Here is a 23,329-nt window from a genome sequence, read left to right on the forward strand (position 1 = left end):
GACGCCGATGCCGGTCGATTTCGTGCGATGGTGTAAGTTATTCACGCCGGTGGACGACCAAGCGATACGTGGCGTTCGCGTCAGTTCCAAAACACCCGGGGCACAATAATGAAAACCAGCCGCCTGATCCTCCTGACCACGCTCGTCCTCGCGACTGCGCTGTTCTTCGTGTTCGATCTCGACCGGTACTTCAGTCTCGACTTCTTCAAAACACAACAGGCCGCCATCGAAGCGTGGCGGGACGCGCGGCCGGTTGCGGCGGCGCTCGGCTTCTTCGCGGTGTACGTCGCCGTCACGGGTCTGTCGCTGCCCGGCGCCGCGGTCATGACGCTCGCAGCGGGCGCGATCTTCGGGCTGGGATGGGGCACCCTGATCGTCTCCTTCGCGTCCACGATCGGCGCGACGCTGGCCTTCCTCGCCTCGCGCCTCGTGCTGCGCGACACCGTGCAGGCGCGCTTCGGCGACCGCCTGCGCGCGATCAACGAAGGCGTCGCCAAGGACGGCGGCTTCTACCTCTTCACGCTGCGCCTGGTGCCGGTTTTTCCGTTCTTCGTCATCAACCTCGTGATGGGGCTCACGCCGATCCGCACCTGGACCTTCTACTGGGTGAGTCAGCTCGGCATGTTTGCCGGCACCGTCGTGTATGTGAACGCCGGCACCCAGCTCGCGCAGATCGACTCGCTGTCGGGCATCCTGTCGCCGGGCCTGCTCGCCTCCTTCGCACTGCTCGGCGTGTTCCCGCTGATCGCGAAGAAGCTTGTCGAGGTGGTGAAGGCGCGGAAGATCTACGCCCGCTGGCACAAGCCGGCCCGCTTCGACCGCAATCTGGTGGTCATCGGTGCCGGCGCCGCGGGACTCGTGAGCAGCTACATCGCCGCCGCGGTAAAGGCGAAAGTCACCCTGGTCGAAAAACACAAGATGGGCGGCGACTGCCTGAATACCGGCTGTGTGCCGTCGAAGGCGCTGATCCGCTCGGCGAAGCTGCTGTCGCACATGCGGCGCTCGCAGGAATTCGGCATTCGCTCCGCCCGCGCGGAGTTCGACTTCGCCGACGTGATGGAACGCGTGCATGCGATCATCAAGACCGTCGAGCCGCACGATTCGATCGAGCGCTACACCGGGCTTGGCGTCGAGGTGATCGAGGGCCGGGCGAAGATCGTCTCGCCCTGGGAAGTGGAGATCGCACGTAACGACGGCGGGCACGAGACGCTCTCGACGCGCAGCATCATCATCGCGGCCGGCGCCCGCCCCCACGTGCCGCCCATTCCCGGCATCGAGGACGTCGGCTACTACAGCTCGGACACGATCTGGACCCTGCGCGCCCTGCCCCGCCGCCTGCTCGTGCTCGGTGGCGGCCCGATCGGTTCCGAACTGACGCAGACCTTTGCCCGTTTCGGCGCCGCGGTGACCCTGATCGTGAAGGGCGAGCGGATCATGCCGCGCGAGGATGCGGAGGTCTCCGAGATGGTGATGGCACGCTTCCGCGCCGAAGGCATCGACCTGCGCACCGGCCACGAAACCCGGCGTTTCGTCGTCGAGAATGGCGAGAAGATCCTGATTGCCGGACACCAGGGGCAGGAAGTGCGCATCCCCTTCGACGTGCTGCTGGTCGCCGTCGGGCGCGCCGCGCAATTGAAGGGCTACGGGCTGGAGGCGTTGGGCGTTCCGACGGGGCGCACGATCGAGGTCAACGAATACCTGCAGACGAGCTTTCCCAATATCTACGCCGCAGGCGATGTCGCCGGCCCGTATCAATTCACCCACACCGCCGCCCATCAGGCCTGGTATGCGTCGGTCAATGCGCTGTTCGCACCGTTCAAGAAATTCCGTGCCGACTATTCGGCCATCCCTTGGGCGACCTTCGTCGACCCGGAGGTCGCGCGTGTGGGCCTCAACGAGCAGGAAGCCCGGGCGCACAACATCCCGTTCGAACTCACCCGCTTCGACATCGCGGATCTCGACCGCGCCATCGCCGACGGCGAGGCACACGGCTTCGTCAAGGTGCTCACCGTACCCGGCAAGGACAAGATCCTCGGCGTCACGATCGTCGGCGAGCACGCCGGCGACCTGATCGCCGAATACGTGATGGCGATGCGCCACGGGCTGGGGCTCAACAAGATCCTCGGCACCATCCACATCTACCCGACGCTCGCGGAAGCGAACAAGTACGCGGCCGGTGAATGGAAACGCGCCCATGCGCCGCAGAAACTGCTCGAGTGGGTCGGGCGCTTTCACGGCTGGCGCCGCGGCCGTCCGGATTCGGCTACCCGTGCGGAACGCCGCAGCGGGGACTTTCGGAACAGACCGTCATCCTCCCGGAATTGAGCGCATGGCACTGAGAAAAACCAACTCCTTGCCACCGACCTGCTGCTGACGGCGCATACCTCGCGCATGTGCTCAAGCACTCGGGAAGCCGCACGGTTTCCACACGCCGTTTGACGACGCGAGCAATCCGTCGAGCCCTCCCGGTCGAGCCCGGCCAGACACCTGCGGTGGTCCGGACTTGGTGGATAGAGTACGCTTCTCGACGTTTTCCTTGACGGGACAAGGTTCGCGTCTTCATTTACTCAGGAACGAGAGTCGAAAACATGGAAATTGAAGTCATCGACGCGCAGATTTCACCGATCGGACGCATGGAAGTGCTTTCCAGAGCCGAGGCCGCCAGACTGTCCGACCACGGTCATGGTGGATTGCGCGAGACTTTTCGCAACTGCTCGCTGGCCGTGCTCAACTGCGGCAATCAACTCGACGACGGCAAGGAACTGCTGGAGCGCTACCCGTCATTCGACGTCGAAATCATCCAGCGCTCGCGCGGCATCAAACTCGACATCAAGGGGGCGCCGGCCAGCGCATTCGTTGACGGCAAGATGATCCGGGGCATACAGGAGCATCTTTTCTCGGTCCTGCGCGACGTCGTGTATGCGAGCAATGAAATCAACGGCTATTCCGGGCTCCATTCGACGAAATTCGACCTCGGGAGTTCTGACGGCGTTACCGATGCGGTGTTCCACATCCTGCGCAATGCGGGAATCATCGATCCGGTCTCCCAGCCGAATGTGGTGGTCTGCTGGGGTGGGCATTCGATCAGCCGCGAGGAATACGACTATACGAAGCTGGTTGGTTACCAGCTGGGTCTGCGCGGGCTGGACATCTGCACCGGATGCGGGCCGGGGGCGATGAAGGGGCCCATGAAGGGCGCGACCATCAGCCATGCCAAGCAACGCATCAACAATGCGCGCTATCTGGGCTTCACCGAACCGGGCATCATCGCCGCGGAATCGCCCAATCCGATCGTCAACGACCTGGTGATCTTCCCCGACGTCGAGAAGCGCCTCGAAGCCTTCGTCCGCGCCGGCCACGGCTTCGTCGTGTTTCCGGGCGGCGTCGGCACCGCGGAGGAGATCCTCTATGTTCTGGGCATTCTGCTCCATCCGGAAAACACCGAGCTTCCGTTTCCGCTGGTGTTCACCGGGCCGAAGAGCACCGAAGATTACTTCCGCCGCATCGACAGCTTTATCGGCGAAACGCTCGGCGCCGAGGCGCAGAGTCGCTACAAGATCATCATCGACGATCCAGTGGCCGTAGCACGGGAAATGCACGCCGGCATCGGAGACGTCCGCGCCTATCGCAAGGAAACCCGCGATGCCTACTATTTCAACTGGCAACTCCGGATCGAGCATGAGTTCCAGCAGCCCTTCCGTCCGACCCATGAAAACATGGGCAAGCTCACGCTGCACAAGCAACAGCCACGGCACCTGCTGGCGGCGAACTTGCGGCGAGCCTTTTCGGGGGTGGTGGCGGGCAATGTCAAGAACGACGGCATCCGGGAGATCGAGAAGAACGGTTTGTTCGAACTCCACGGCGACCCGGCGATCATGGGGCCGATGGATTTCCTGCTGACCTCGTTTGTCACGCAGGGGCGCATGAAGCTGGGGGGCAGGAAATACAATCCCTGCTACCGCATCGTTGGCGAGGCAAGCGTGGCCAGCACGATCGCCTGAAATCCGCACCGATCCTCACTGCGGGCGGTCGCCCGCGCCCTGAAACTGATGAATTTCGTGCCCGACAAGCAGCCCTACCTCAAGCACTTTCTCCAGTTGGATGGTTTGGGAATCCGCGACCTGTGCGTCCATGGCGAGGATCTGCTGATCCTGGCGGGGCCGACGATGGAACTCGATGGCCCCGTGAAGCTTTTCAGCTGGCGTGGTGGCGGCAAGGAATAAAACCCGGCAATTGCCGGGGCCCTTTTGCCTTCAATTTTCCCGCATCAGATGCCGATTTTGCCGCCGTCGTCCCGCGTTACCACGATCGTCGCCGAGCGCGGACGCGACAAGCCGCCATCGGGCCAGTGGCTGCCGAAGGTGCCCGTCGCGAAATCAGGCCGCGTGTCTTCGCCCGGATGCTGGATGTTGATGAACAGCGCCGTACCGTCCGGGGTTTCCGCGACGCCGGTAATCTCGCATTCCTTCGGGCCGACGAGGAAACGGCGCAGGTTCTCCTCGCCAAGCTGCTTGCCGACATACGTGCCGACCGCTCGCGTCGTGACCTCGTCCGTACTGACCACGGTGCGCGCTGCGCCGTCACCGACTGCCCCCGGGACCGCCGCGAGCAGCATGCAGTTCGTGACATCGGTGTACGCGCCGTCGTCCGTCTCGATCCACAGCACGCCGGTAGCCTGGCTGAACCACAACCCGTCCGGGCTGGAGAAATCGTTCGCGTCGGTAAGGCCGGAAATATTGACGTTCGCCGCATCGGCCGTCGCACGCGCGCCAAACAGGAAGACGTCCCACTTGAAGGACGTCGCGCCCGCGTCCTCGCCCGCTTCGGCGAAACGGATGATGTGGCCGTTCGGGTTGCCCAACTGGTTCTGGCCGGTAGTCTTGCGGTCGTTGTAGAAGCGCGGGTTGGCGGCATCGAGTTTGCCGATCGGGCGGCTCGCGGCGTTGGTGTTGGTCAGCGCCATATACACCTCGCCATTCTTCGGATTGACCGCACCCCATTCCGGACGGTCCATCTTCGTCGCGCCGGCGGCATCGGCGGCGAGACGGGCGTGCAGCACGACGTCCGCGTCATCGGCGAACGGATACGCCGCATTGGCCGGGGTGATGTTGCCAACCCCGAAGCGCAACTCGATCCACTGACCGCTGCCATCGGCATCGAACCGGGCAACATAGAGTTTGCCGTCGTCCAGGTACTTGTCGCCCGCAGCGAGGCCGTCGTTGGCGTCCGCCGGGTTCCACGGCTGATTCGATACGTATTTGTAGATGTACTCGTTGCGCGAATCGCAGCCCATGTACCACACCAGCGGCGCGCCGGTCCGAACCGGCCCGAGCCATGCCCCTTCATGCGCGAAGCGGCCGAGCGCCGTGCGCTTCTTCGGCGTCGCATGGGGATCGAACGGATCGATTTCCACGACCCAGCCATAGGTGTTCGGGGCGTTGCGATAGTCATCGCTGCCGTCGGGCGAGCTCCCCAGCTTCATCGCGTTCCAGCGGCCGTAGAGATTATCCGGCGTGTCAGGCGTGACCGTCGCCCACAGCTCGCGTCCGTTGCCGGCCACGCCATAGCGCGCCAGCGCGATGAGCTCCTTTGCGCTGCGTTTCGGGTTGTCGATCGCCGTGATGCGGCGGAAATAACCCGCCCAGTTTTCCTCACAGGTGAGATAGGTACCCCACGGCGTCGCGCCGCTGGCGCAGTTGTTGACGGTGCCGCGCGTCCTGCGGCCATCCGGCGAGTATTTCGTGACCATGTACGGCGTCCTCGCTGCCGGCCCCGACAGGTCCATCTCGGTCAGCGTGTGGATGCGGCGATTGAAGCGCGAGCTCCGATCGTAGGTCCATTCGCCACCGGCTCTGACCGTCTCGATGATGCCCACCCCATGAGCGTAGAACTCGCGCAGCACTTCGTCGGCTGCCGTGCGCACGCCATTGACGATGCTCGGGCCGTTCGGGTGCAGATACGCGGGTGTGATCGCTTCGTGGTTCAGGCACAGCAGACCGCGCTCCGACTCGTTCTTGTGGTGTTTGCCGTTCGGGCCGAGGCCGAAGTAATGCATGCCGTCATGGTGATCACCGCCGCGAAACGCGTAGCTTGCGGGGGCGTCCTGGCCGTTGTTCATGTATTCGGCAATACCCGTGGCGATCGGATCACCCAAGCGGTACAGCACGCTGTAGCGATAGCCTTCGGGCAACGCGACGACATCGGCAAGGCTCTTCGCAACCGGGGAAAATCCCAGCTTGGCGGCGTGCTGCGGGGATACCGGGGTTCCCTGTCGGGCGAGACCCGCCCACGCCGACGGGGAGGCTGCGCCACCGAGCACCGCGAGCGCGGCGGCGCCGATGCCGCCGCCCAGCAACTGTCGGCGCGACAGGCGTGTTTGCAGGACGCTGTCGAAGCTGGCGTTCTCCGATATGTTGGTCGAGTCGTCGGAGCTGTTGACGAGGGGCGAGCGGTAATCGGTCATGGGCGAGTCCTCTGCGGAGTTTCTTCTGGTTAAGACGCCGGGGTACCTTAGTCCCCTACTGTTAAGGCCTCATGACCGGCAGAGCCTGCTACAAGCGTAATCGGCCAGCTGCTATCCTGCTTGCCGCCGCAGCCTGCGTATGCATCTGATGCGGGTGTGCGGATCGGACTAAACTCACTGACCGAGTCGGCGTCGCCGCTGACGAGGGGCGCCGGACATGCGTCCCGCCAACGCCACGAGCACAGACATCAAGGCATGACCAAGACTTCTTCAAGAAACGCGCTGGCCACGCCGCGGTTCCACCCATCCGGCTTCACGCCCACCGCCGAACAATGCGAGATCCAGACCAACAGCGCACGGTACGTCATCGCGATGGCCAATGCCGGAGCGGCAAAGACCACCACCCTGGCGCTGCGCATTGCGGAGTCGATCCGGCGCGGCGTTTCTCCCGATCACATCGTCGCGCTGAGTTTTTCCAGCGAAGCTGCGTGCGTTCTGAAGGAACGTCTCGTCGAAGTCGGCCTGGAAGACAAGCTGGCACGCCGGGTCATGTGTTCGACCTTCGACGAATTCTGCCGCCAGGTGTTGCGTGAGCACGAAGGCTACGACACGCCCTATCTGCCCACCTTCGAGGAGGTCGCACCGCATGTGCGCAAGGCAGTGGCCGAGGTCCAGCGTCTCAACGCCGAACGGCACACCCCGCGCGAGCTCTGGCTGCCCGAACACAATGCCCAGATCGCCGACTTCCTGAAGGCTACTCGCCAGTTGAAGGCGCAGCGGGTTCTGCCCGAACTGGACGAGGACGAAACGGTCGCCTCGCGCGCCGAAGCGCTCGATGTGCCGGAAGGCCTGTTCGTCCTCTATCAGCACATGGAAAAGTCCCGCGCTGGCGATGGCGACGGGTGTGCGTGGCGCACCGTGCTCGATGCGACCTTCGATCTTGCCGTGCTGCTGGCGCAGGGCGAGTTGCCGGCTCGCCTCTCCGCTTACCGGGTGGTGATCGTCGACGAGTTGCAGGACATGAACCCCGCCTCCCTTGCCTGTCTGGAACACCTCATCGAGCATGGCCGGGCGTGGTTCACCGGCGCGGGCGACTTCGATCAGGTCATCCACCGCTGGGCCGGCGCCGACGCGAGTTTCGTTCGCACCCGCTTGGGGTCGGGTTGGCCCGGGTTAAGACGCCTGCCGCTCACCACGACCTTTCGCCACGGGCCGGCCATGGCCCTGGCGACAAGCTTTTTAAAGGACAAGCCCGTGGTGTCCGGAAGGAGCCATGACGCCCTGCTGCGACTGCAACGCTACACCGACCCCCGTGACGAAGCGACAAAACTCGTCGCCGGCCTGCTCGACTGGCAGCGGCGTCGCAAGCGGCTCGATGCCTGTGCCATCATTTTGCGTGCCCCACACCAGTCCATCGCGATCGAGAACGCCCTGCTCGAGGCCGGCATAGGCTGGCGGGTGGACGGGCTGGAGAGCTATCTGCTGCGGAGCGAAATTCTGATGCTGCGCGGGGTCATCGCCTTTGCGCTGGAAGACTACGAATCGATTCCCGGCGTCGACAAGCGCTTCCAGGTATTGCAGGCGCTTGAATTGTGGCAGGAGCTGTCATGGGGCACCCGCCGCCTGGACGACCTCAAGACCGCCGCTGCCCAGCCCGATCTGTTCGACGCCTTTCTCAAAGGGCGGCTGCTGCGGCCGCAAACCCGGGCCGATAAGGCCGCCGCCGAACTCTCGGGCGAGGCGGAAATGCAGGAGGCCCATCGGCAGCTGGACCTGATTGCCAGACTGCGCCGTGAAGGGCGCCACGACGAAGCCAATGCCGTGCTCCGCCAACAACATGACGATGCGCAAACCATCGACGAATCGCCCGCGCAACGGCAGGCGCGGATGCGGCTGGAAAAGGCCCTGACGGAACTGCGCGCGGCTCCGCCCGACGAACCCGCCCATCTGGCCCTCCTCCGCGCCGCCACCATTCTCGACCTGAAGGGGGTGGCGCACCGCTTGTTCATCGACCCGAATACGGCCGTTGCGGTGGCGAAATCGGTCGGTGGCTTTATCGATGCGGCACGCCGGATCAACCAGCCCTTGCGCGAGTTTGCACAATGGCTGCGCCAGGCAGAGGAGAAGTCGGCCGAACTCCGCAAACGCAAGACGGTGCTGCTGTGCACGGTCGAAGCCGCGAAGGGTCATGAGTTCGACGCGGTCATGTTGCCGGGGCTGGAGGATGGCAATTTTCCGCTGGCCGGCTGGGACCGTACCGAAGAGAGCAACCGCTTCTATGTTGCCATCACCCGGGTGCGCGACGAACTCACCCTGTTCGTTCCCGAGGCGAGCGCAAGCGTCAGCCCGTTCGTGACCGCAATGCACATCGACAAGGCGATCGTGCGCGGTCGCAGCCAGCTGGATGCCCTGCTCACCGGGCACGAGCCGGCCGGATTTTAGCGCCGGCCTGGATCAGCGCCCCGTTCTTGACGATGCCCCAAACCGACCGTGGCGCATCGCTTACCAGTGTACCGGTTTTGCAACCATCAGGTAGAAAACCACCGCCATCGAAATGAAGGCAGGGTATCCCAGACGCTCCCACCAGCCGGCGTAGCGCCAGAAGGTTTCGGGGAGCTCCTGCGCCGTCGCGGCTGCCTCGGCAGCCATTCCCGCCATGCGGATCTGCAACCACACAACAGGCAACCAGCAAAGTCCGGCCAGTCCATACAGACATAGCGACAAGACCAGCCACGGCGAGGACAACGGCCAGCCCGCGAGGTAAATCATCGTTACCCCTGAGAGGGGTTGCACGATGGCGGCCGGCGTCGTGAACCACCAGTCTGCCCGCACCACCAGTCGACATACCACTGCAATGCCGGCAACCGACCCCACGCGATTTGCAAAGAACAGGTAGAAGGCGGACCCGAATCCGGTGCCGACCAGCAGCACCGACGAAATGATGTGCAGGGTCTTGAGAGTGAGATAGGCGCTCATGACAGATGCTCCTCGTTCCAAAGGACAATCAGCAAGGCGAGTACGGCCATGTTTTTGGTGACCGGACCGAAGGGATGGATCAGCTGTTCCGGCAGGCAGAGGGCGACAAGCGCCGTATAGCCAAGTACCAGGAGGATCTGGATACCCCACAGTCGACGACCGGCTCCCGCAAGGCAGGCAACGCCCATCGCAATATCCAGCGCCGACGCCGCGTAAAGGGTCACCAAGGCGGGGTCGCCCCGCAGGCCGACCGGCTCGAGCAGCCCGAGGCTGTCTTCGACCGGATAGAGGAACGCACTTGCCACTCCGGTGGCGATCCAGATCAACGCCAGCACCCAGCGAAAGAACGGATTGCGCCAGTGCGCCAACGCCGCTGCGCGCATCCCGGCTATGCCGGTCGGCGACGTCGCCCCGGGAAAACGGATCAACGGGCGTCCCAGCACTGAGGTGACGCGGGTCGGGTCGCCCACGTTGCCCCGCTGCAGCATGGACCAGGTGTCGGCCGTGAGCCACGACCCACGAAGCCGGCTGCCGATCCGTGCCGCAAGGCGCATCACGCTTGCAGGTATCGAAAGCTGAACCGGAGCCGGAAGATCCATTTGTGCGCGATAGGCGAGGAGCATCGAGCTGAGCGAGCATCGATCCGGTCCGGGCGCATCGACACACCGCCCCGGTGCGGCGTCGGAATGGACGGCCCACGAGACCAATGCGGCAAGATCGTCGATGTGAAGCGGTTGGACGGTCTGCCGTCCCTCGCCCGGCAGGGGCAGGAGCGGCAAACTTGCCCACATGCGAAAGGCGCGCGCCGAACGCCCTGCCTCGCCATACACGAGACCCGGGCGCAGAATTACCCACTGCAAAGGCAAGGTCTTGAGTGCTTCGTCGGCCATCCGTTTGCTGGCGAAGTAGGCTTCCGGTCCGGTATCGGCGCCCAGGGCCGATATCTGGATCACTCTCCGCACGCCGGCCTGCGCGCATCCCCGAAAAAGCGCAACGGGAGCCTGACAGTGAAGCGTGTCGAACTGCGCCGCATCGGATTCGACAAGAATGCCGACCGCGTTGATGACCACGTCAATATCGATGAGTCGCGATGCCCATGCGGATGGGTCGGTGTCGCGCTCGTAGTCGATGAGCATCTCCGTAGGCGGGTTCGATGCCTGCGCCTGGCGGACACCGCGAACGACGCAATGTCCTGCCCGGATCAATTGATCGCAGATGGCCGCCCCGATGAAACCTGATGCGCCACACACCAGAATCTTCATGATGTCACTCGCTTGCTGAGCGGGCTGCGAATTTGTCATTGAATAGTCATTCATTGCGTGCTCTTTTTAACTGTTATTTCTGTAAAAACAGAAATTGTTGCTCCGAAAAAACGGGCCTGTTCGCCCGTGCGGATTCAACCGGCTTCAGTACCTACTTCTTGCGTACAAACTGGCTGAGCTTGGCGCCGACCCCGAGGGTCTTCATCAGGGTATCGGGCTTGAGCCGCATCATTTCATCGACCCAGGCCGTCATGACTTCCATGAACGCCAGGGTCTCGCGTATGCGCTGTTCCGTGCCGGTATCCTCGCCCGGCAACTGGTCGCTTGAAAGACATTCCCGCAGCACGCCGACGGTCGGATCAATTTCACGCTGCCGGCGGCCTTCGACGATCACCTTGAACAATTCCCAGATGTCGGTCGAGGTTTCAAAGTGGTCCCGCCGGTCGCCCATCAGATGCACGACTCGCACCAATCGCCAGGCTTGCAGTTCCTTGAGGCTGTTGCTCACGTTGGACCGCGCTACCCCCAAGGTCTCGGCGATCTCTTCGGCGTCGAACGGTCGGCCGGCCAGATACAGCAAGGCATGTATTTGAGCGACGGTTCGATTGACGCCCCAGCGGGAGCCCATCTCTCCCCAGTGGAGAATGAAGCGTTCGGCGATCGGTTTGAGTTCCATGGACTCAATGATAGTACGCCATGAATTTCTGTCAAGACAGAAATGACAGAATTCTTGAGCCCGTATGCCGGAAGAATCGTTGCGGGGATCCATCAACGGAATGATCGAATCCGGAATTCCTCGACGCTGGTAAAGGGCGGGTCCGGCCGACGAGCGCCCTGACAGCTTGATGACCGCTCCGGCAATAGTGGCCCTTCCCTGCAGACGACGCGCTGGCGGCTGCCCGACGCGTCGCTCGCGCTTCTCCGGCTTTGTGCGTAAGCGCACAGATTCGAGGCAGAATCAGGTACAAGCTTGGAACGGATCAAACTCGCGCAAGGAGCAGGCGTGGACGATTACCGCAAGGCCTTCGTGATCGTCGTGACGGCCCTCTTCGCCCTCGCGCTGTACTGGATGCTGGCGCCCTTCTGGGGCGCGCTTGCATGGGGCATCTGTCTCGCTTTCCTGTTGGCACCGGTGCATCGCTGGCTGACGCGCAAGCTTAAAGGACGCGTTGACCTGTCCGCTGGAATCATCACCCTGCTTGTGCCCGCCGTGCTCGCCGGCCCGCTGGTAAGCCTTGGCGTGGCATTCGCGAATCAGGTCACCGATCTGATTACCCGTCTGCAGGAGGAGGAGCTGCGCTTCGATACCCGACTGCTTGCGCAGCTGGAGCAGTATCCCTTTATCGGCGGGCTTGTCGAATGGCTGCGCGACAACCTCACCGCCACGACGGAACAGCTCCAAGGCTGGTTGGCCAACGGCGCCCAGATGCTGCTGCGGTCAGTGGCGGCAACAGGCGGAAATTTTGTGCTCAGTGCCTTGGGTACGGTCGTCCATTTTTTCATAATGCTGTTCTTGCTCTTCTTCCTGCTGCGCGACGGTCCGAAGCTGCTCGGCCGCGTCGTGCGCCTCGTCCCGATGGAATCGCAGCGCAAGGGAGAGTTGCTGCGGCTGATTGGCAGCACCACCCGCGCCGTGGTCTATGGGACCGGTTTGACCGCGCTCGCGCAAGGCGCCCTCGTGGGGATCGGATTCGCCATGGCAGGGCTGCCGTCCGCTGTTGTATTCGGGGTGCTGGCGGCACTTGTGGCACTTTTGCCAGTGGGCGGTGCGGCGCTCGTCTGGCTGCCGGGAGTCCTTGTCCTGGCTGCCAATTCCGACTGGGGCTGGGCGACCTTCTTGTTGATCTGGGGCATCGGCGTATCGGTCTCGGACAACCTGCTGCGGCCATTGCTGATCTCGAGTCAGGTGCCGGTGTCGATGCTTGCGGTATTCATCGGGGTAATCGGCGGTGTCGCCGCCTTCGGCATCATCGGTGTCATCATCGGGCCCGTGCTGCTGACAGTCCTCGCGGCGCTCCTGGGCTTCCTCGACGAGACGTTGTCGCACCAGCCCTGATCTACTTGCGCGCCGCACTCGCAGTGAGTGTCGTCCCCGCAGGACGATATGAAAAAAGCCCTGCTGGCATCACCAGCAGGGCTTCTTCACGTCCAATCCCGAGTAATCGGGACCGGATTTACTTCATCAGCTTTTGAAACGGTGCCATCGCGGAGTTGCTGGCGCCGGTTGCGAGCGCGGTGAATGCTTCGCCCTGCGCCTTCATCAGGTTGAACAGCGCGGTGTTGGCGTCAACGTTGAACTTGACGACTTCTTCCGGCGTCTTGAGGTTCTTGGCCTTTTCGGCTTCAGCCTTGAAGAAGGCCATCAGCTGCTCGCCCGATTTTTTCTGCAGTTCAATCGTCTTGCCGATGACTTCGGCTTGCATCGCCATAAGGGCTTGGACGGCTTCGATCGGCTTCTGGAAATCAAAATTCGTATTCATGGTGTTCCCCCGGTTGTTTTATGCTGCACTGCAACATTCCTGCAGTCTATACCTTTAATCGCGCGTGTCAATAAAGATTGTCGGGCGACGTCACTACCGCTTGCGCAACGGATCGAGCAGCCCCGAGAAGCCGTTATGGTCCAGTTCGTGCATCAGGGCCAATAGCCGGCCGATTTCCCCGGACGGAAATCCCTCGCGCGCGAACCAGTTGAGGTAGTGACCGGGCAAGTCGGCGATGAGGCGGCCTTTGTACTTGCCGTAAGGCATCACGCGGGTAAGCAGCAACTCCAGGTCTTGTGGATTCATCGCGGGGCCGGAGCAAGGTGGCGAGCGCGCGCGACTTTGGCACGGCATCCTGCCCGTCGCGCGTCTCGCGTGGGTGAGCTGGCTGGCGGCGGCATGGGATAAGGCATCCTTGCAGATATCTTGGCGATCATCCGCTGGCGGCTAGACCCAGCCCTGCCCTTTGCATTCCTGCTTGATGTAGCCATACAGAATCGGCGCTGCGACGACGCCGGGTACGCCGAAAAGGGCCTCGCCCACCAGCATCGCGATGAGCAATTCCCAGGCGGTGGCGCCCACTTCGTTTCCGATGATGCGTGCGTTGAGGAAGTATTCGACCTTGTGAATGACCACCAGGAATGTCAGGGAAGCCAGGCTGACCCAGAAGGACACGCTGAGACTCACGAGAACGATGACCGAATTGGAAATCAGGTTGCCGACGACCGGCAACAGCCCGCACAGGAAGGTGACGCCGACAAGCGTCTTTGCATAAGGCAGATGGATGCCGAGCAGCGGGAGCACACCCAGCAGGTAACACGCGGTGAACAGGGTATTGAGCGTCGAAATCTTGGCCTGGGCCGTCACGATCCGCGAAAACGTCGTCTGCAAGAGCGTGAAACGCGCCCACAAGGCGTTTGCCAGTGGCTGGCCGGTTCCGCGTTTGTCAAAGCGCGTAATGGCGAGCATGGAACCGACGACGGCGCACACCAGCATCTCTGCCACAACCTTGACCCCATGCAGGCCGGCGGTGGACAGCGATGCGGCATGTTCTTTCAGCTGGCGTGCGGCGGATGCCTGAAGCTCGCCGATGTTTTCGGGCAACCACTGGTCCGCCCAGTCGGGCAGGTGGCTCTTGAGCTGGGCGAGCGTTTCGGAGAGTTTGAACACCACCTGTTGCAACTCGGCGCCGGTGGAGAAATGCAGCGCCCCCATCAGCGCAATACTCACCAGCGAAACGATCACCGTGGCGACCAGCGCAAGCGCCATGAAATGCGCCCGGCCATGCCCGAAGCGGGTCTGAATCGGTTGCGCCACCCGGCGGGTCAGCAGGAATACCAGACTGCCGAACAGGACCGGGGCGATGAGCCCCTGCGCGAGAATCAGCCAGCACATGCCGGCGACGACCACCAGGCTGGCATAGAAAAAAACGGGATTGGGCATAGGGGATCAGGACGTGCTTTCAGGCTGCATCTGCAAGGCCTCGGGTGACGAGGGTGCGAGTGGGTGACGGGAATCCCGGGCGAGCAGGATCATCGCGGTAAATTCGGTAAGCGATCGACGGGTCCATGCCGCCGGGCGACGGCGGCCGCTTGTCCGCTCACACCCAGCGGTTCCAGCCCATCCTCAGTAGCGCGGCGTTGGTTGCGATGCGGTCGAACCGTTCCGGATCGAAATCCGCGCCCGCCCATTGCAGCCAGTCCTTCGCCTCTTCCGATCCCGGCCGTTTTGTTATGGCTTCGACGAATTCCGCGTATTGGTCCGTACCGCCCACGTCCTCTGGCGGACATGCCCGCTCGCCCGCGGCCACATACGCATACCCCTTCGGTTCGCTCTCGTCGCCGGATACTGCTTCAACGATAACGCGGTGGCTCCAGCTGTCGCCGAAATCGTAGCGATACAGGAAATGGTCTGCGGCCTTTACGAGTTTCGAAAGCCGGGTTCGCCGCTCGTCGCTGACGGGCCGGGACAGGTCGTCCTCGGGATGGGGGTCGGCGAAAACCTTGCCGCCAATTTCGAATTCATGACGATGAGCATTCGCCCAACCCATCGCCGCCTGGATGTAGTGGTGGAGCTTGCTCAGGCTGATGTTCCCATCGACCAGCAATCGCCGCCAGACGAGCGGTTCAATGCCTTCGAGTTCGATGCGGAGGGTGTAGGTCGGGACGGTTTGTTTTTCTGTCATGGTAGGCCGAGACCACGGAAGGTAGACGTCCTATTCTAGCGGGGTCGCGCGGCAGGGCTCATCAAAGATGAGTGCGGCGCTGCATGGAAACTACGCGCTTCTCCCCTCGCCCGCCTCCTCGAAGGTCCGACCATCACGGATGTGGTAGAGCCTTTGGAAGGTCGGAATGATTTTCTCGTCGTGCGTGACGACGATGATGGCGGTCTGGTACTGGCCGGCCATGCGATTGAGAATCCGGATGACGTTCAGTGCGCGCTCGCTGTCCAGCGGCGCGGTCGGCTCATCCGCGAGGATCACCGGCGGGCGATTGACCAGCGCGCGGGCAATGGCGACGCGCTGCTGTTCGCCGCCCGATAGCTCCGACGGCGATGCCTTCGCGCGGTGGCCGACGTCGAGCGCTTCGAGCAGTTCCATGGCCTGCCTGCGCGCTTCGTGGTTGGGCTTGCCCGCGAGCATTGGCAGCAGCGCGACATTATCGGTGACGTCGAGAAAGGGGATCAGGTAAGGCGCCTGGAAGACGAAGCCGATGCTGTCGCGGCGCAGCGCGCGCAAGTCGCGGATTTTCCAGCGTTCGTCGAAGATCGTTTGCCCTGCGAGTGCCATGCGGCCTGCGCTCGGCTCGATCACGGCGCCGAGGCATTTCAGCAAGGTGCTCTTGCCCGAGCCGCTGGGGCCGATCAACCCCACCACTTCGCCCGGATGGATGATCATGTCGACACCCTTGAGTGCGTCGACCGCGGCCTCGCCTTCGCCGTAGCGCTTGCGCAAGCCTGCGACTTCGATGGCCGGGGTCGCCATGTCAGCCTCCGATGGCCGTTGCCGGGTCGACTTTCAGCGCAGCGCGGATCGCGACAAGGCTTGCGAGGGCGCACACGAGCATCACCGCGACAAGGCCGCGAATCGCGTCGCCGGGCAGCAGCAACACGTATTTCGGGAAGTACGGCGCCCACAGCGTCGCCACCGTCTTGCCGATGACGAAGCCGATCAGGCCCAGGCCGAGGGATTCCTGCAGGATCATGCCGGCGATCGTGCGGTTGCGCGTGCCGATGAGCTTGAGCACCGCCAGTTCGCGGATCTTGCCGAGGGTCATCGTGTAGATGATGAAGGACACGATGGCCGCGCTGACGATCGCGAGGATCACAAGGAAGGTGCCGATCTGCCGCGCGGAGGTCTCGATCAGCTTCGACACGAGAATTTCTTCCATCTGCACGCGGGTGAAGGCCTCCAGGTGCTTCCAGCGGCGGATGCCTTCGGCGACCTGTTCGGAATCCCACCCTGATGCGACGCGGACCAGCACCGCGTTGGCGCTGCGGCTGGTCGTCTGCGAGGCCTGGATGGCGTCCAGCAGGCCCGGCACGCCGGGGCGGTTCAGCGCGGGATTCGCCGCCGTGCGGGCGCGTTCATTGACGATCGCATCGTTGTCCTTGAGGAACTGCGCCTCCTGGGCGTCCTTCAGCGGCAGGAAGACCATGGGGTCGCCGCTCGACGAGACCATGCGTCGCGTCAGGCCGACCACGGTGTGGTCCTGGCGCCGGATGCGGATGCGCTCACCGAGACGGAAGCCGGTCCTCGCATCGGCGACGACTTCATAATGATTGCGCGCGATGTGGCGGCCAGCGCTGAGGAAAGGCGGCTCGCCCGGTTGCCCCGGTTCGAATCCGACCGCCATCACGCGCACGTCGCGCTCGTCGTGCCGGATCTGCATGTTCAGGTATGTCACGTTCGCCGCGTCCGCGACGCCGGGCAGCCCCAGCACGGAGCGATACACGTCATCGCGCAGGCTGGACGGCTCCGCATAGGGGCCGAGCGTTTCCTGCTGGACGACCCAGATGTCGGCGCCGCTGTTGCGCAGCAATACCTGCGCATCGTCCACCATGCCGCGGTAGATCCCCGCCATCGACAGCGTGACGCCGATCAGCAGGCCCAGGCCGACGCCGGTGAAGACGTATTTCGACCACGAATGCAGGATGTCCCGCCCGGCAAGGCTGATCATCGCTGCTTGCCATCAAGCGATTCGACGACCTTGATCGAGTCTTCCGCGCGCAGCTCGCGTTCGCTGTGCACGACGATGCGCTCGCCTTCGCGCAGGCCGGCGAGCACGACGACGCGTCCGTCGAGCGCGGTTTCCCCGAGTTGGACGGGGACGAAGCGGATCGTGCCGTCCTCGACTCGCCACACGCCGCTCGCATCCCCCTGACGATGCAGGGCCGCATTCGGTACGGCGAGGACGCCTTCACTGCGGGTTGTGGCGATGGTGACTTCGGCGAGTTCGCCGAGCGAGAAATCCCCGGGCAGGTGATCGAACCCGACCTGAACGATGCGTTCTTCGGTCACCGCGTCGCTGTTGAATTCGATCCGTGCAACCTTGCCCGGCACGGGTGTGCCGGGTCGCGAGCGCAGGACCACGAGTGCCTCCTGCCCGTTACGGATGGCCCCCGCCCGGCCCTGGTCGATGCGCGTCCGGATGCGCACGCTGGTCGGGTCGACCATCCGCAGCACGCTCTGGCCGGCGACCAGCGTGGTGCCGGGCTCCGCGTCGCGTGCGGTGACGACGCCGGCCACCGGTGCATGCAGGCGCACGTTCGCGCGCAGCTTTTCAACGGCGGCACGCTCGGCGCCCAGCCGTTCGAGGTCGAGCCGGGCCGCCTCGAGCTGTGCGCGTGCAGCGCTCGACACGGCCAGCGCCGACTGCGATTCCTGCTGTTTGCTTTCGACCGCCGCATCGCTGAAGAAGGCTTGTTCGCCGAGCGAGGCGTAGCGCCTGGCATTGCGTGCGGCGAGATCCTGACGAACCTCGGCGTCGCGAAGCTGTGCGCGGGCCACGTCGACGGCATGGCGCGCCCGCGCGATCGCCGCCTGCGATGCCGCCACGCGTTCATCGAGATCGACAGGATCCATCTCGGCGAGCAGTTGCCCGGCCTTGACCGAATCGCCGACGTCGACAAGAACGCGTTGCACGCGGCTGGCTATCGTCGGTCCGATCGCATAGCTGCGTTCAGCCTCGACAACACCGACACCGAACACGGAGTTTTCCAGGACCGCCGACACCACCGTAGCCGTTGTGACCCGGACCGGCGCGAGCGGTCCACTGCGCAGCATGAGGAAAATGAAGCCCCCCAGCATCAGCAGGCCAAGGGCGATCAGGATCAGCGCACGCGGCTTCGGGGTGTTCATGCTGTTCCCCCGCGAAGGCCGGACAGATACACCGCGAAGACGCCTTCCGCGGCGCGCTGCATGTCCTGCAGGTTGCCCGCGAGCATCGACTGCATGACCAGACCCTGGATCGCGCCGATGAACAGCGTCGCAGCGTGCTCCTCGTTCAGGTCACGGGCGATCGCCTTGCGGACCTTGGCGTATTTCAGTATCTGCAAAAGCGTGCCGCGGTAGCTGCCGAGCAGGCCACGGATCCGGCGTTTGACGGGGCTGTCGCCGGGATGCTGCAGCTCGTTGAAGATCAGCCGGGGGGCACCCGGATGCGTCGCCGCAAAGTCGACGTGCGCGCGGAACATCGCGGCCAATTGCTGCAGTGGGTCGTCGCTGGTCAGCGATGCGGCTTCGATGGCGCCGAGCAGGGTTTCCTCGATCCACTCGGCGACCGCCAGCCAGATCGCTTCCTTCGTCGGAAAGTGGCGAAACAGCGCGCCCTGCGTCAAACCCATCGTCGCCGCGATGCGCGCCGTCGTGATGTCGGCGGGGCTGCTGTCACCTGCGAGCGCAAGCACAACCTGGACGATTTCGGATTGCCGCGCCTCGGACGAGCGGCGGGGGCGGACGGCTTCCATCGGAGATTTGCCAATAGTAAGTAAACACTTACTATCTTAGTATAAGTTTTTCGCTATATACAGCGCGATCTCGATTTGCCTCTCCCGATATTCTCGCAGGTCTGTCCGGCCGGACTATCGGGACCGCGTCGCGGTCGCCAGCGACACCGCCTTGCCGCCGGTATCGCCGAGCACCCTCGCCTGCCACGCGATCACCGCGCTGACAGCAGCGAGCGTCAGCAGCACCCAGTCGAGCGACACGATGTTTGCGATGCGGCCCAGCAGCAGCGGGCCAAGCAGTCCGCCGAGCGCGCCGAGGCCCGAGACCAGCGCCAATGCCTCGCCGCCCATGCGGCCGGTAACAGAGAAGATGACCGGTGCTGCCGCGGCGAGACCGACACCGGTGGCGGCGAAGGCGAGCAAGGCGATCGGCAGCGTGTGCATCCAGGCGGCCAGCGCGAGCGACACGGCGCATGCAATTGCGCCCGCGCGGACGAGAGGCATCGCGCCGTGGCGCGTGACGAGTCCGTCCGAAAACAGCCGGCCGCAGGCCATTGCGCCGGCGAACAGCGCCAGACCGATGCCCGACAGGCTTTCGTTGGCCTGCAGACTCTGGTTCAGGTAGACCGATGCCCAACCCATGACCCCGCTTTCGAGCACCGTGCACCAGCAGAACAGCAAGCCCAATCCGAGCCAGGATTCCGGTGCGTGGTGGACGGCTGGCGGCGCTTCTGCCGCGGGCGTCTCCGCGTGCAGCGTCGCTGCGGCCGAGCGGTGGAGCAGCGCCGCGACCAGACCGACGGCCGCCATGTGCAGCGGCAGGCTCACGCCGAGCGCCGCGAGCACGCTGCTGATGAAGGCCGAAAGCACGCTGCCCATGAAAAAGGTCGCATGCAGGCGGCCCATGACGCGCTTGCCTTGGCGCAGCTCCCACTGCGCAGCCTGGTGATTGTTCGCGACGCCGACGCCGTTGTAGATCATGCCTTGGGCGAACAGTCCGACGAGCAGCCCCGCGAGGCCCGGCAGCCACGGGATCGCGGCGAGCACGATGCCGCCGATCGTGCCAAAGCGATGCAGCATCACGCGACTGCCCCAGCGCCGGAGCAGCCAGCGGTTCAGTGGATACGCGAGCACGCCGCCGAGGCCGGCGGAGAATAGCGCCCAGCCCCACTCTGCGTTGTCGAGTCCCCAGCGGTGGTAGAACTCCGGCTGGCGCGTCATCAGCACGCTGCCGACCGCGCCCAGCGCGGCAAAGCCGGTCACCAGCGCCCACAGGGGGCCGGCAAGGAATTTCAGCATGACTTACTCGTAGGGGTGGTGGATATTCGGGATCAGGTGGTTCGGGGAATCAGCTCTCGCGGTGGCGCGGGTGCCGCGGCAGATCGAAGCGGGCGATGAAGGCGCGCACGACACCATTGGTCCAGCCGAAGCCGTCCTGCACCGGGTACTCGCCGCCGCCTGCGTCGAGCGTCATGTCGCAGACGTTGTACTTTTCCAGCAGCTTGCCGGTGCGGCAGTAAGCGCGGTCGGCGAGATCGACGAAACGCGTCGCGACTTCGCGCGCGAGTGCGTCGTGGCCATAGTCGAGCAGGCCCTGCACCGTCACCCATTGCAAAGGTGCCCAGCCGTTCGGCGAATCCCACTGCTCGTGCGAGTCGGTGAGCGTGGTCACGACGCCGCCCGGCCGCAGAAAGCGATCCCCGATGTGCTGTGCGACGCGGCGCGCCTGCGCTTCGTCGGCGAGGCCGCAATACAGAGGAAACGCCCCGGCGAGCGACCAGCACCCGGTCTGGTGTCCGTCGCGCCACGAGTAGTCGAAGAACCAGCCCTGCTCTTCGTTCCAGCAGTATTTCAGGATCGCCGCGCGGCGTCGCTCGGCTGCGTGCCGGTATTCGGCGGCGCGTGCCTCGTCCAGCTGCGCGAGCCATTCGCCGAGCAGCCGTTCGATGCGGTACAGCAGACAGTTCAGGTCGACCGGAATCAGCTCGCTCGTGCGGATGCTCTCCAGCCGGCCGTCCTCGCCACACCAGCGGCTGCTGAAGTCCCAGCCCGACTCCGCGCCGGCGCGGATGTTGCGGTAGAGCTCGTCCTGGCGCGCCGGGGCGACGCGCGCGAAAAGCTCGACGTCCTCGGCGAAGGACTCCTCGCGCGGCACGTTGCGATCGTCCCAATAGCGGTTCAGCAGCGCACCGTCGGCGAGGCGGACGGTGCGGTGGTCGGGAATCGCGCGGCCGGTGTGCGGCGTCGGCGTGTTTGCCATCCAGTAGCTGTACTCGCGTTCCAGTTGCGGCAGGAAGGGCCGGATCGCGGCGAAGCCCTGTTCGCGTTCGAGAAGCTGCAGCATGAAGGCGAACATCGGCGGCTGCGAACGGCTCAGGAAGTAGCTGCGGTTGCCGTTCGGGATATGGCCGTGGCGCTCGATCAGCCACGCGAAATTGCGCACCATGCCGTCGACGAGATCGGTGCGGCCTGACGCGACCAGGCCCTGCATCGTGAAATAGCTGTCCCAGTAGTAGATCTCGCGGAAACGCCCGCCCGGCACGACATAGGGATCCGGCAAGGGAATCAGCGAGCCCTGCGGCGCGTCGATGGGATCGGCGTCGCGCGTGAGCACCGTCCACATGCGGTCGATGTGCGAAGCGAGATCGTCGGCCTGTGCAGCGACCGGCGCCGGGGCGCTCTGATCGCCCTGCCCCGGCAACGCGAAATGCGCGCGCACGAAGTCGTCGAGCAGCGCGTTGAAGCGTTCGCGGATCAGCTCGGGCGACGCGAGCGGAACGCTGTCCGGAAAAGTCTTCGAATCGTCGAACAGGCGCGCAAGCTGTACCGCCTGGAACAATGCGCCGGCGGTCTGGTGTCCGGTTTCGGTCACGTCAGGTCCTTGTGCCGGGCAACGGGCTGCCCTGGCGCGCCTTGGCAAGGCGGCGCCCGGAACGTCCCGCGACCCGGAAAGAGGTTTGTTTGCGCCGCTCAGTGCAGCGCGTTGGTGCGCATCGGCTCGGCGAACGTGATCGGCGGCGCGTCGATGCCCGGCGTCCGGCTCGCCCCGTTGCCGGTGGCATGCCGCGCGAAGGCATTGCCCGATTCGTCGAACAGGTGGCAATGCTCCGGCGGCAGGACATAGCCGACCGTTTCGCCCGCCGCGATATCGGAGCGGCGCGAATTGCGCACGACCCACGGATCACCGAGCTTGCCGCTGTCGAGGTAGTGATAGGTCTCGTTGCCCATGTGCTCGACGAACAGCACGTCGGCGAGATAAGGCGCGTCGGCAACCGTGCCCCACTCGATATGCTCGGGGCGGATCCCCAGCTTCACCTTGGTCCCCTCGGCACTCGCCGGCGTGCCGATCGGCACCGTCAGCGGCTTGCCGTTCCACAGCTGCAGGATCGTTTCGGTCTGGCCCGCGTGCATGAGGGTTGCCGGCATCAGGTTCATCTTCGGCGAACCGATGAACTGCGCGACGAACTCGTTCGCCGGATGGTCGTACAGCTCCAGCGGTGTGCCGACCTGCTCGACGTTGCCGCGGTTGAGCACGACAATGCGCTGCGCCAGCGTCATCGCCTCGACCTGGTCGTGGGTGACGTAGATGATTGTCGAGCGCAGGCGACGATGCAGCGCAGCGATCTCCATGCGCATCTGCACGCGCAGCGCGGCATCGAGGTTGGACAGCGGCTCGTCGAAGAGGAACAGCTTGGGCTCGCGCGCGATGGCGCGGCCGATCGCGACGCGCTGGCGCTGGCCGCCGGAGAGGTCCTTCGGGCGGCGCTTCAGCAGCGGTTCGAGCTGCAGGATGCGCGCGCTCGCCTCCACGCGGCGCGCGATCTCGTCCTTCGGCAGCTTCGCGAGCTGCAGGCCGAAGGCCATGTTTTCGTACACGCTCATGTGCGGGTACAGCGCGTACGACTGGAACACCATGCCGATGCCGCGCTCGGACGGCGTGTCGTCATTCACGCGGGTGCCGTCGATGTACATGTTGCCGCCGGAGATGTCGTCCAGGCCTGCGATCATGCGCAGCAGCGTCGACTTGCCGCAGCCGGACGGGCCGACGATGACGACGAATTCGCCGCTATTCACCTGCAGGTCGATCGCCTTGATGACCTGCGCGGCGTCGCCGTAGCGCTTGTTCAGTTTCTCGAGAGTCAGTTGAGCCATGATCGTGATTCCTTGTCGGGGGGCGGGCCGTTGGGGCGCGCCGGGTTCTA

The 23,329-nt window shown here is 64.3% G+C and carries 20 protein-coding genes; 5 read left to right on the plus strand and 15 right to left on the minus strand.

The genetic code is table 11. The annotated features are described in order from the left end of the window. Positions 1–108: 108 nt before the first annotated feature. The 3 genes from GPA25_RS14210 (at position 109) to GPA25_RS14220 (ending at position 4,223) form a co-directional block, all read left to right on the plus strand. On the plus strand, positions 109–2,325 hold the full coding sequence (locus GPA25_RS14210) for an FAD-dependent oxidoreductase (protein WP_169261070.1): 2,217 nt from the start codon (positions 109–111) through the stop codon (positions 2,323–2,325). 263 nt (positions 2,326–2,588) lie between these two features. Then, on the plus strand, positions 2,589–4,001 hold the full coding sequence (ppnN, locus tag GPA25_RS14215; RefSeq protein WP_169261071.1) for a nucleotide 5'-monophosphate nucleosidase PpnN: 1,413 nt from the start codon (positions 2,589–2,591) through the stop codon (positions 3,999–4,001). 45 nt (positions 4,002–4,046) lie between these two features. Then, the gene (locus GPA25_RS14220) at positions 4,047–4,223 is read left to right on the plus strand and encodes a DUF3616 domain-containing protein (RefSeq protein ID WP_281357725.1); all 177 of its coding nucleotides are present in this window, start codon (positions 4,047–4,049) and stop codon (positions 4,221–4,223) included. 44 nt (positions 4,224–4,267) lie between these two features. On the opposite strand, the gene GPA25_RS14225 is transcribed toward GPA25_RS14220, so the two are convergent. Next, positions 4,268–6,463, minus strand: a complete 2,196-nt coding sequence (locus tag GPA25_RS14225) for a PhoX family protein (RefSeq protein ID WP_169261073.1) — start codon at positions 6,461–6,463, stop codon at positions 4,268–4,270. 255 nt (positions 6,464–6,718) lie between these two features. Between GPA25_RS14225 and GPA25_RS14230 the strand changes: the two genes are divergently transcribed. Further along, entirely contained in the window at positions 6,719–8,905 is a 2,187-nt protein-coding gene (locus GPA25_RS14230) for a UvrD-helicase domain-containing protein (protein WP_169261074.1), read from the plus strand. A 60-nt stretch (positions 8,906–8,965) separates the two neighbouring features. On the opposite strand, the gene GPA25_RS14235 is transcribed toward GPA25_RS14230, so the two are convergent. From GPA25_RS14235 to GPA25_RS14245, 3 genes are all read right to left on the minus strand, one after another. Continuing rightward, positions 8,966–9,439, minus strand: a complete 474-nt coding sequence (locus GPA25_RS14235) for a DUF2269 family protein (protein ID WP_169261075.1) — start codon at positions 9,437–9,439, stop codon at positions 8,966–8,968. Beyond that, positions 9,436–10,701 (minus strand): SDR family oxidoreductase, encoded by a 1,266-nt coding sequence (locus GPA25_RS14240; RefSeq protein WP_169261076.1) that lies wholly within the window; start codon positions 10,699–10,701, stop codon positions 9,436–9,438. Before GPA25_RS14240 ends, GPA25_RS14235 begins: the two co-directional genes overlap by 4 nt. Positions 10,702–10,852: 151 nt before the next feature. After that, positions 10,853–11,470, minus strand: coding sequence for a GbsR/MarR family transcriptional regulator (locus GPA25_RS14245; protein ID WP_246265695.1), 618 nt, complete (start codon positions 11,468–11,470; stop codon positions 10,853–10,855). A gap of 234 nt (positions 11,471–11,704) precedes the next feature. On the opposite strand from GPA25_RS14245, the gene GPA25_RS14250 reads away from it, so the two are divergent. Then, complete coding sequence (locus tag GPA25_RS14250; protein WP_169261077.1) at positions 11,705–12,757, plus strand: AI-2E family transporter; 1,053 nt, start codon at positions 11,705–11,707, stop codon at positions 12,755–12,757. 118 nt (positions 12,758–12,875) lie between these two features. On the opposite strand, the gene GPA25_RS14255 is transcribed toward GPA25_RS14250, so the two are convergent. The 11 genes from GPA25_RS14255 to GPA25_RS14305 form a co-directional block, all read right to left on the minus strand. Then, positions 12,876–13,181 (minus strand): hypothetical protein, encoded by a 306-nt coding sequence (locus GPA25_RS14255; protein WP_169261078.1) that lies wholly within the window; start codon positions 13,179–13,181, stop codon positions 12,876–12,878. A gap of 93 nt (positions 13,182–13,274) precedes the next feature. Then, positions 13,275–13,487, minus strand: coding sequence for a DUF3820 family protein (locus GPA25_RS14260; protein ID WP_169261079.1), 213 nt, complete (start codon positions 13,485–13,487; stop codon positions 13,275–13,277). 141 nt (positions 13,488–13,628) lie between these two features. Next, positions 13,629–14,624: an AI-2E family transporter gene (locus GPA25_RS14265; protein WP_169261080.1), complete on the minus strand. Its 996-nt coding sequence runs from the start codon at positions 14,622–14,624 to the stop codon at positions 13,629–13,631. A 157-nt stretch (positions 14,625–14,781) separates the two neighbouring features. Further along, the gene (locus GPA25_RS14270) at positions 14,782–15,366 is read right to left on the minus strand and encodes a plasmid pRiA4b ORF-3 family protein (protein WP_169261081.1); all 585 of its coding nucleotides are present in this window, start codon (positions 15,364–15,366) and stop codon (positions 14,782–14,784) included. Between the two features lie 90 nt (positions 15,367–15,456). Next, positions 15,457–16,164 (minus strand): ABC transporter ATP-binding protein, encoded by a 708-nt coding sequence (locus GPA25_RS14275; protein WP_169261082.1) that lies wholly within the window; start codon positions 16,162–16,164, stop codon positions 15,457–15,459. 1 nt (position 16,165) lies between these two features. Continuing rightward, positions 16,166–17,359 carry an ABC transporter permease gene (locus GPA25_RS14280; protein WP_169261083.1) on the minus strand — a complete coding sequence of 398 codons (1,194 nt, stop codon included), beginning with the start codon at positions 17,357–17,359 and terminating at the stop codon, positions 16,166–16,168. Continuing rightward, positions 17,356–18,540 (minus strand): efflux RND transporter periplasmic adaptor subunit, encoded by a 1,185-nt coding sequence (locus tag GPA25_RS14285; RefSeq protein WP_169261084.1) that lies wholly within the window; start codon positions 18,538–18,540, stop codon positions 17,356–17,358. The genes GPA25_RS14280 and GPA25_RS14285 overlap by 4 nt, the downstream gene beginning before the upstream one ends. After that, entirely contained in the window at positions 18,537–19,148 is a 612-nt protein-coding gene (locus GPA25_RS14290; protein WP_169261085.1) for a TetR/AcrR family transcriptional regulator, read from the minus strand. Before GPA25_RS14290 ends, GPA25_RS14285 begins: the two co-directional genes overlap by 4 nt. Before the next feature lie 114 nt (positions 19,149–19,262). Continuing rightward, positions 19,263–20,426: an MFS transporter gene (locus tag GPA25_RS14295; protein ID WP_169261086.1), complete on the minus strand. Its 1,164-nt coding sequence runs from the start codon at positions 20,424–20,426 to the stop codon at positions 19,263–19,265. Between the two features lie 49 nt (positions 20,427–20,475). Beyond that, on the minus strand, positions 20,476–21,999 hold the full coding sequence (gene treF, locus GPA25_RS14300) for an alpha,alpha-trehalase TreF (RefSeq protein WP_169261087.1): 1,524 nt from the start codon (positions 21,997–21,999) through the stop codon (positions 20,476–20,478). Positions 22,000–22,097: 98 nt separating this feature from the next. Then, positions 22,098–23,279: an ABC transporter ATP-binding protein gene (locus tag GPA25_RS14305; RefSeq protein WP_169261088.1), complete on the minus strand. Its 1,182-nt coding sequence runs from the start codon at positions 23,277–23,279 to the stop codon at positions 22,098–22,100. Positions 23,280–23,329: the final 50 nt, after the last annotated feature.

The organism is Aromatoleum diolicum (genome assembly GCF_012910955.1).
Taxonomy (GTDB): Bacteria; Pseudomonadota; Gammaproteobacteria; order Burkholderiales; family Rhodocyclaceae; genus Aromatoleum; species Aromatoleum diolicum.

Bases quoted from the DNA above. Each gene is read 5' to 3' on its own strand.
- GPA25_RS14210 (WP_169261070.1), top strand. From the start codon at position 109: ATGAAAACCAGCCGCCTGATCCTCCTGACCACGCTCGTCCTCGCGACT.
- ppnN (WP_169261071.1), top strand. From the start codon at position 2,589: ATGGAAATTGAAGTCATCGACGCGCAGATTTCACCGATCGGACGCATG.
- GPA25_RS14225 (WP_169261073.1), bottom strand. From the start codon at position 6,463: ATGACCGATTACCGCTCGCCCCTCGTCAACAGCTCCGACGACTCGACC.
- GPA25_RS14230 (WP_169261074.1), top strand. From the start codon at position 6,719: ATGACCAAGACTTCTTCAAGAAACGCGCTGGCCACGCCGCGGTTCCAC.
- GPA25_RS14235 (WP_169261075.1), bottom strand. From the start codon at position 9,439: ATGAGCGCCTATCTCACTCTCAAGACCCTGCACATCATTTCGTCGGTG.
- GPA25_RS14240 (WP_169261076.1), bottom strand. From the start codon at position 10,701: ATGAAGATTCTGGTGTGTGGCGCATCAGGTTTCATCGGGGCGGCCATC.
- GPA25_RS14245 (WP_246265695.1), bottom strand. From the start codon at position 11,470: ATGGATCCCCGCAACGATTCTTCCGGCATACGGGCTCAAGAATTCTGT.
- GPA25_RS14255 (WP_169261078.1), bottom strand. From the start codon at position 13,181: ATGAATACGAATTTTGATTTCCAGAAGCCGATCGAAGCCGTCCAAGCC.
- GPA25_RS14260 (WP_169261079.1), bottom strand. From the start codon at position 13,487: ATGAATCCACAAGACCTGGAGTTGCTGCTTACCCGCGTGATGCCTTAC.
- GPA25_RS14265 (WP_169261080.1), bottom strand. From the start codon at position 14,624: ATGCCCAATCCCGTTTTTTTCTATGCCAGCCTGGTGGTCGTCGCCGGC.
- GPA25_RS14270 (WP_169261081.1), bottom strand. From the start codon at position 15,366: ATGACAGAAAAACAAACCGTCCCGACCTACACCCTCCGCATCGAACTC.
- GPA25_RS14275 (WP_169261082.1), bottom strand. From the start codon at position 16,164: ATGGCGACCCCGGCCATCGAAGTCGCAGGCTTGCGCAAGCGCTACGGC.
- GPA25_RS14280 (WP_169261083.1), bottom strand. From the start codon at position 17,359: ATGATCAGCCTTGCCGGGCGGGACATCCTGCATTCGTGGTCGAAATAC.
- GPA25_RS14285 (WP_169261084.1), bottom strand. From the start codon at position 18,540: ATGAACACCCCGAAGCCGCGTGCGCTGATCCTGATCGCCCTTGGCCTG.
- GPA25_RS14290 (WP_169261085.1), bottom strand. From the start codon at position 19,148: ATGGAAGCCGTCCGCCCCCGCCGCTCGTCCGAGGCGCGGCAATCCGAA.
- GPA25_RS14295 (WP_169261086.1), bottom strand. From the start codon at position 20,426: ATGCTGAAATTCCTTGCCGGCCCCCTGTGGGCGCTGGTGACCGGCTTT.
- GPA25_RS14305 (WP_169261088.1), bottom strand. From the start codon at position 23,279: ATGGCTCAACTGACTCTCGAGAAACTGAACAAGCGCTACGGCGACGCC.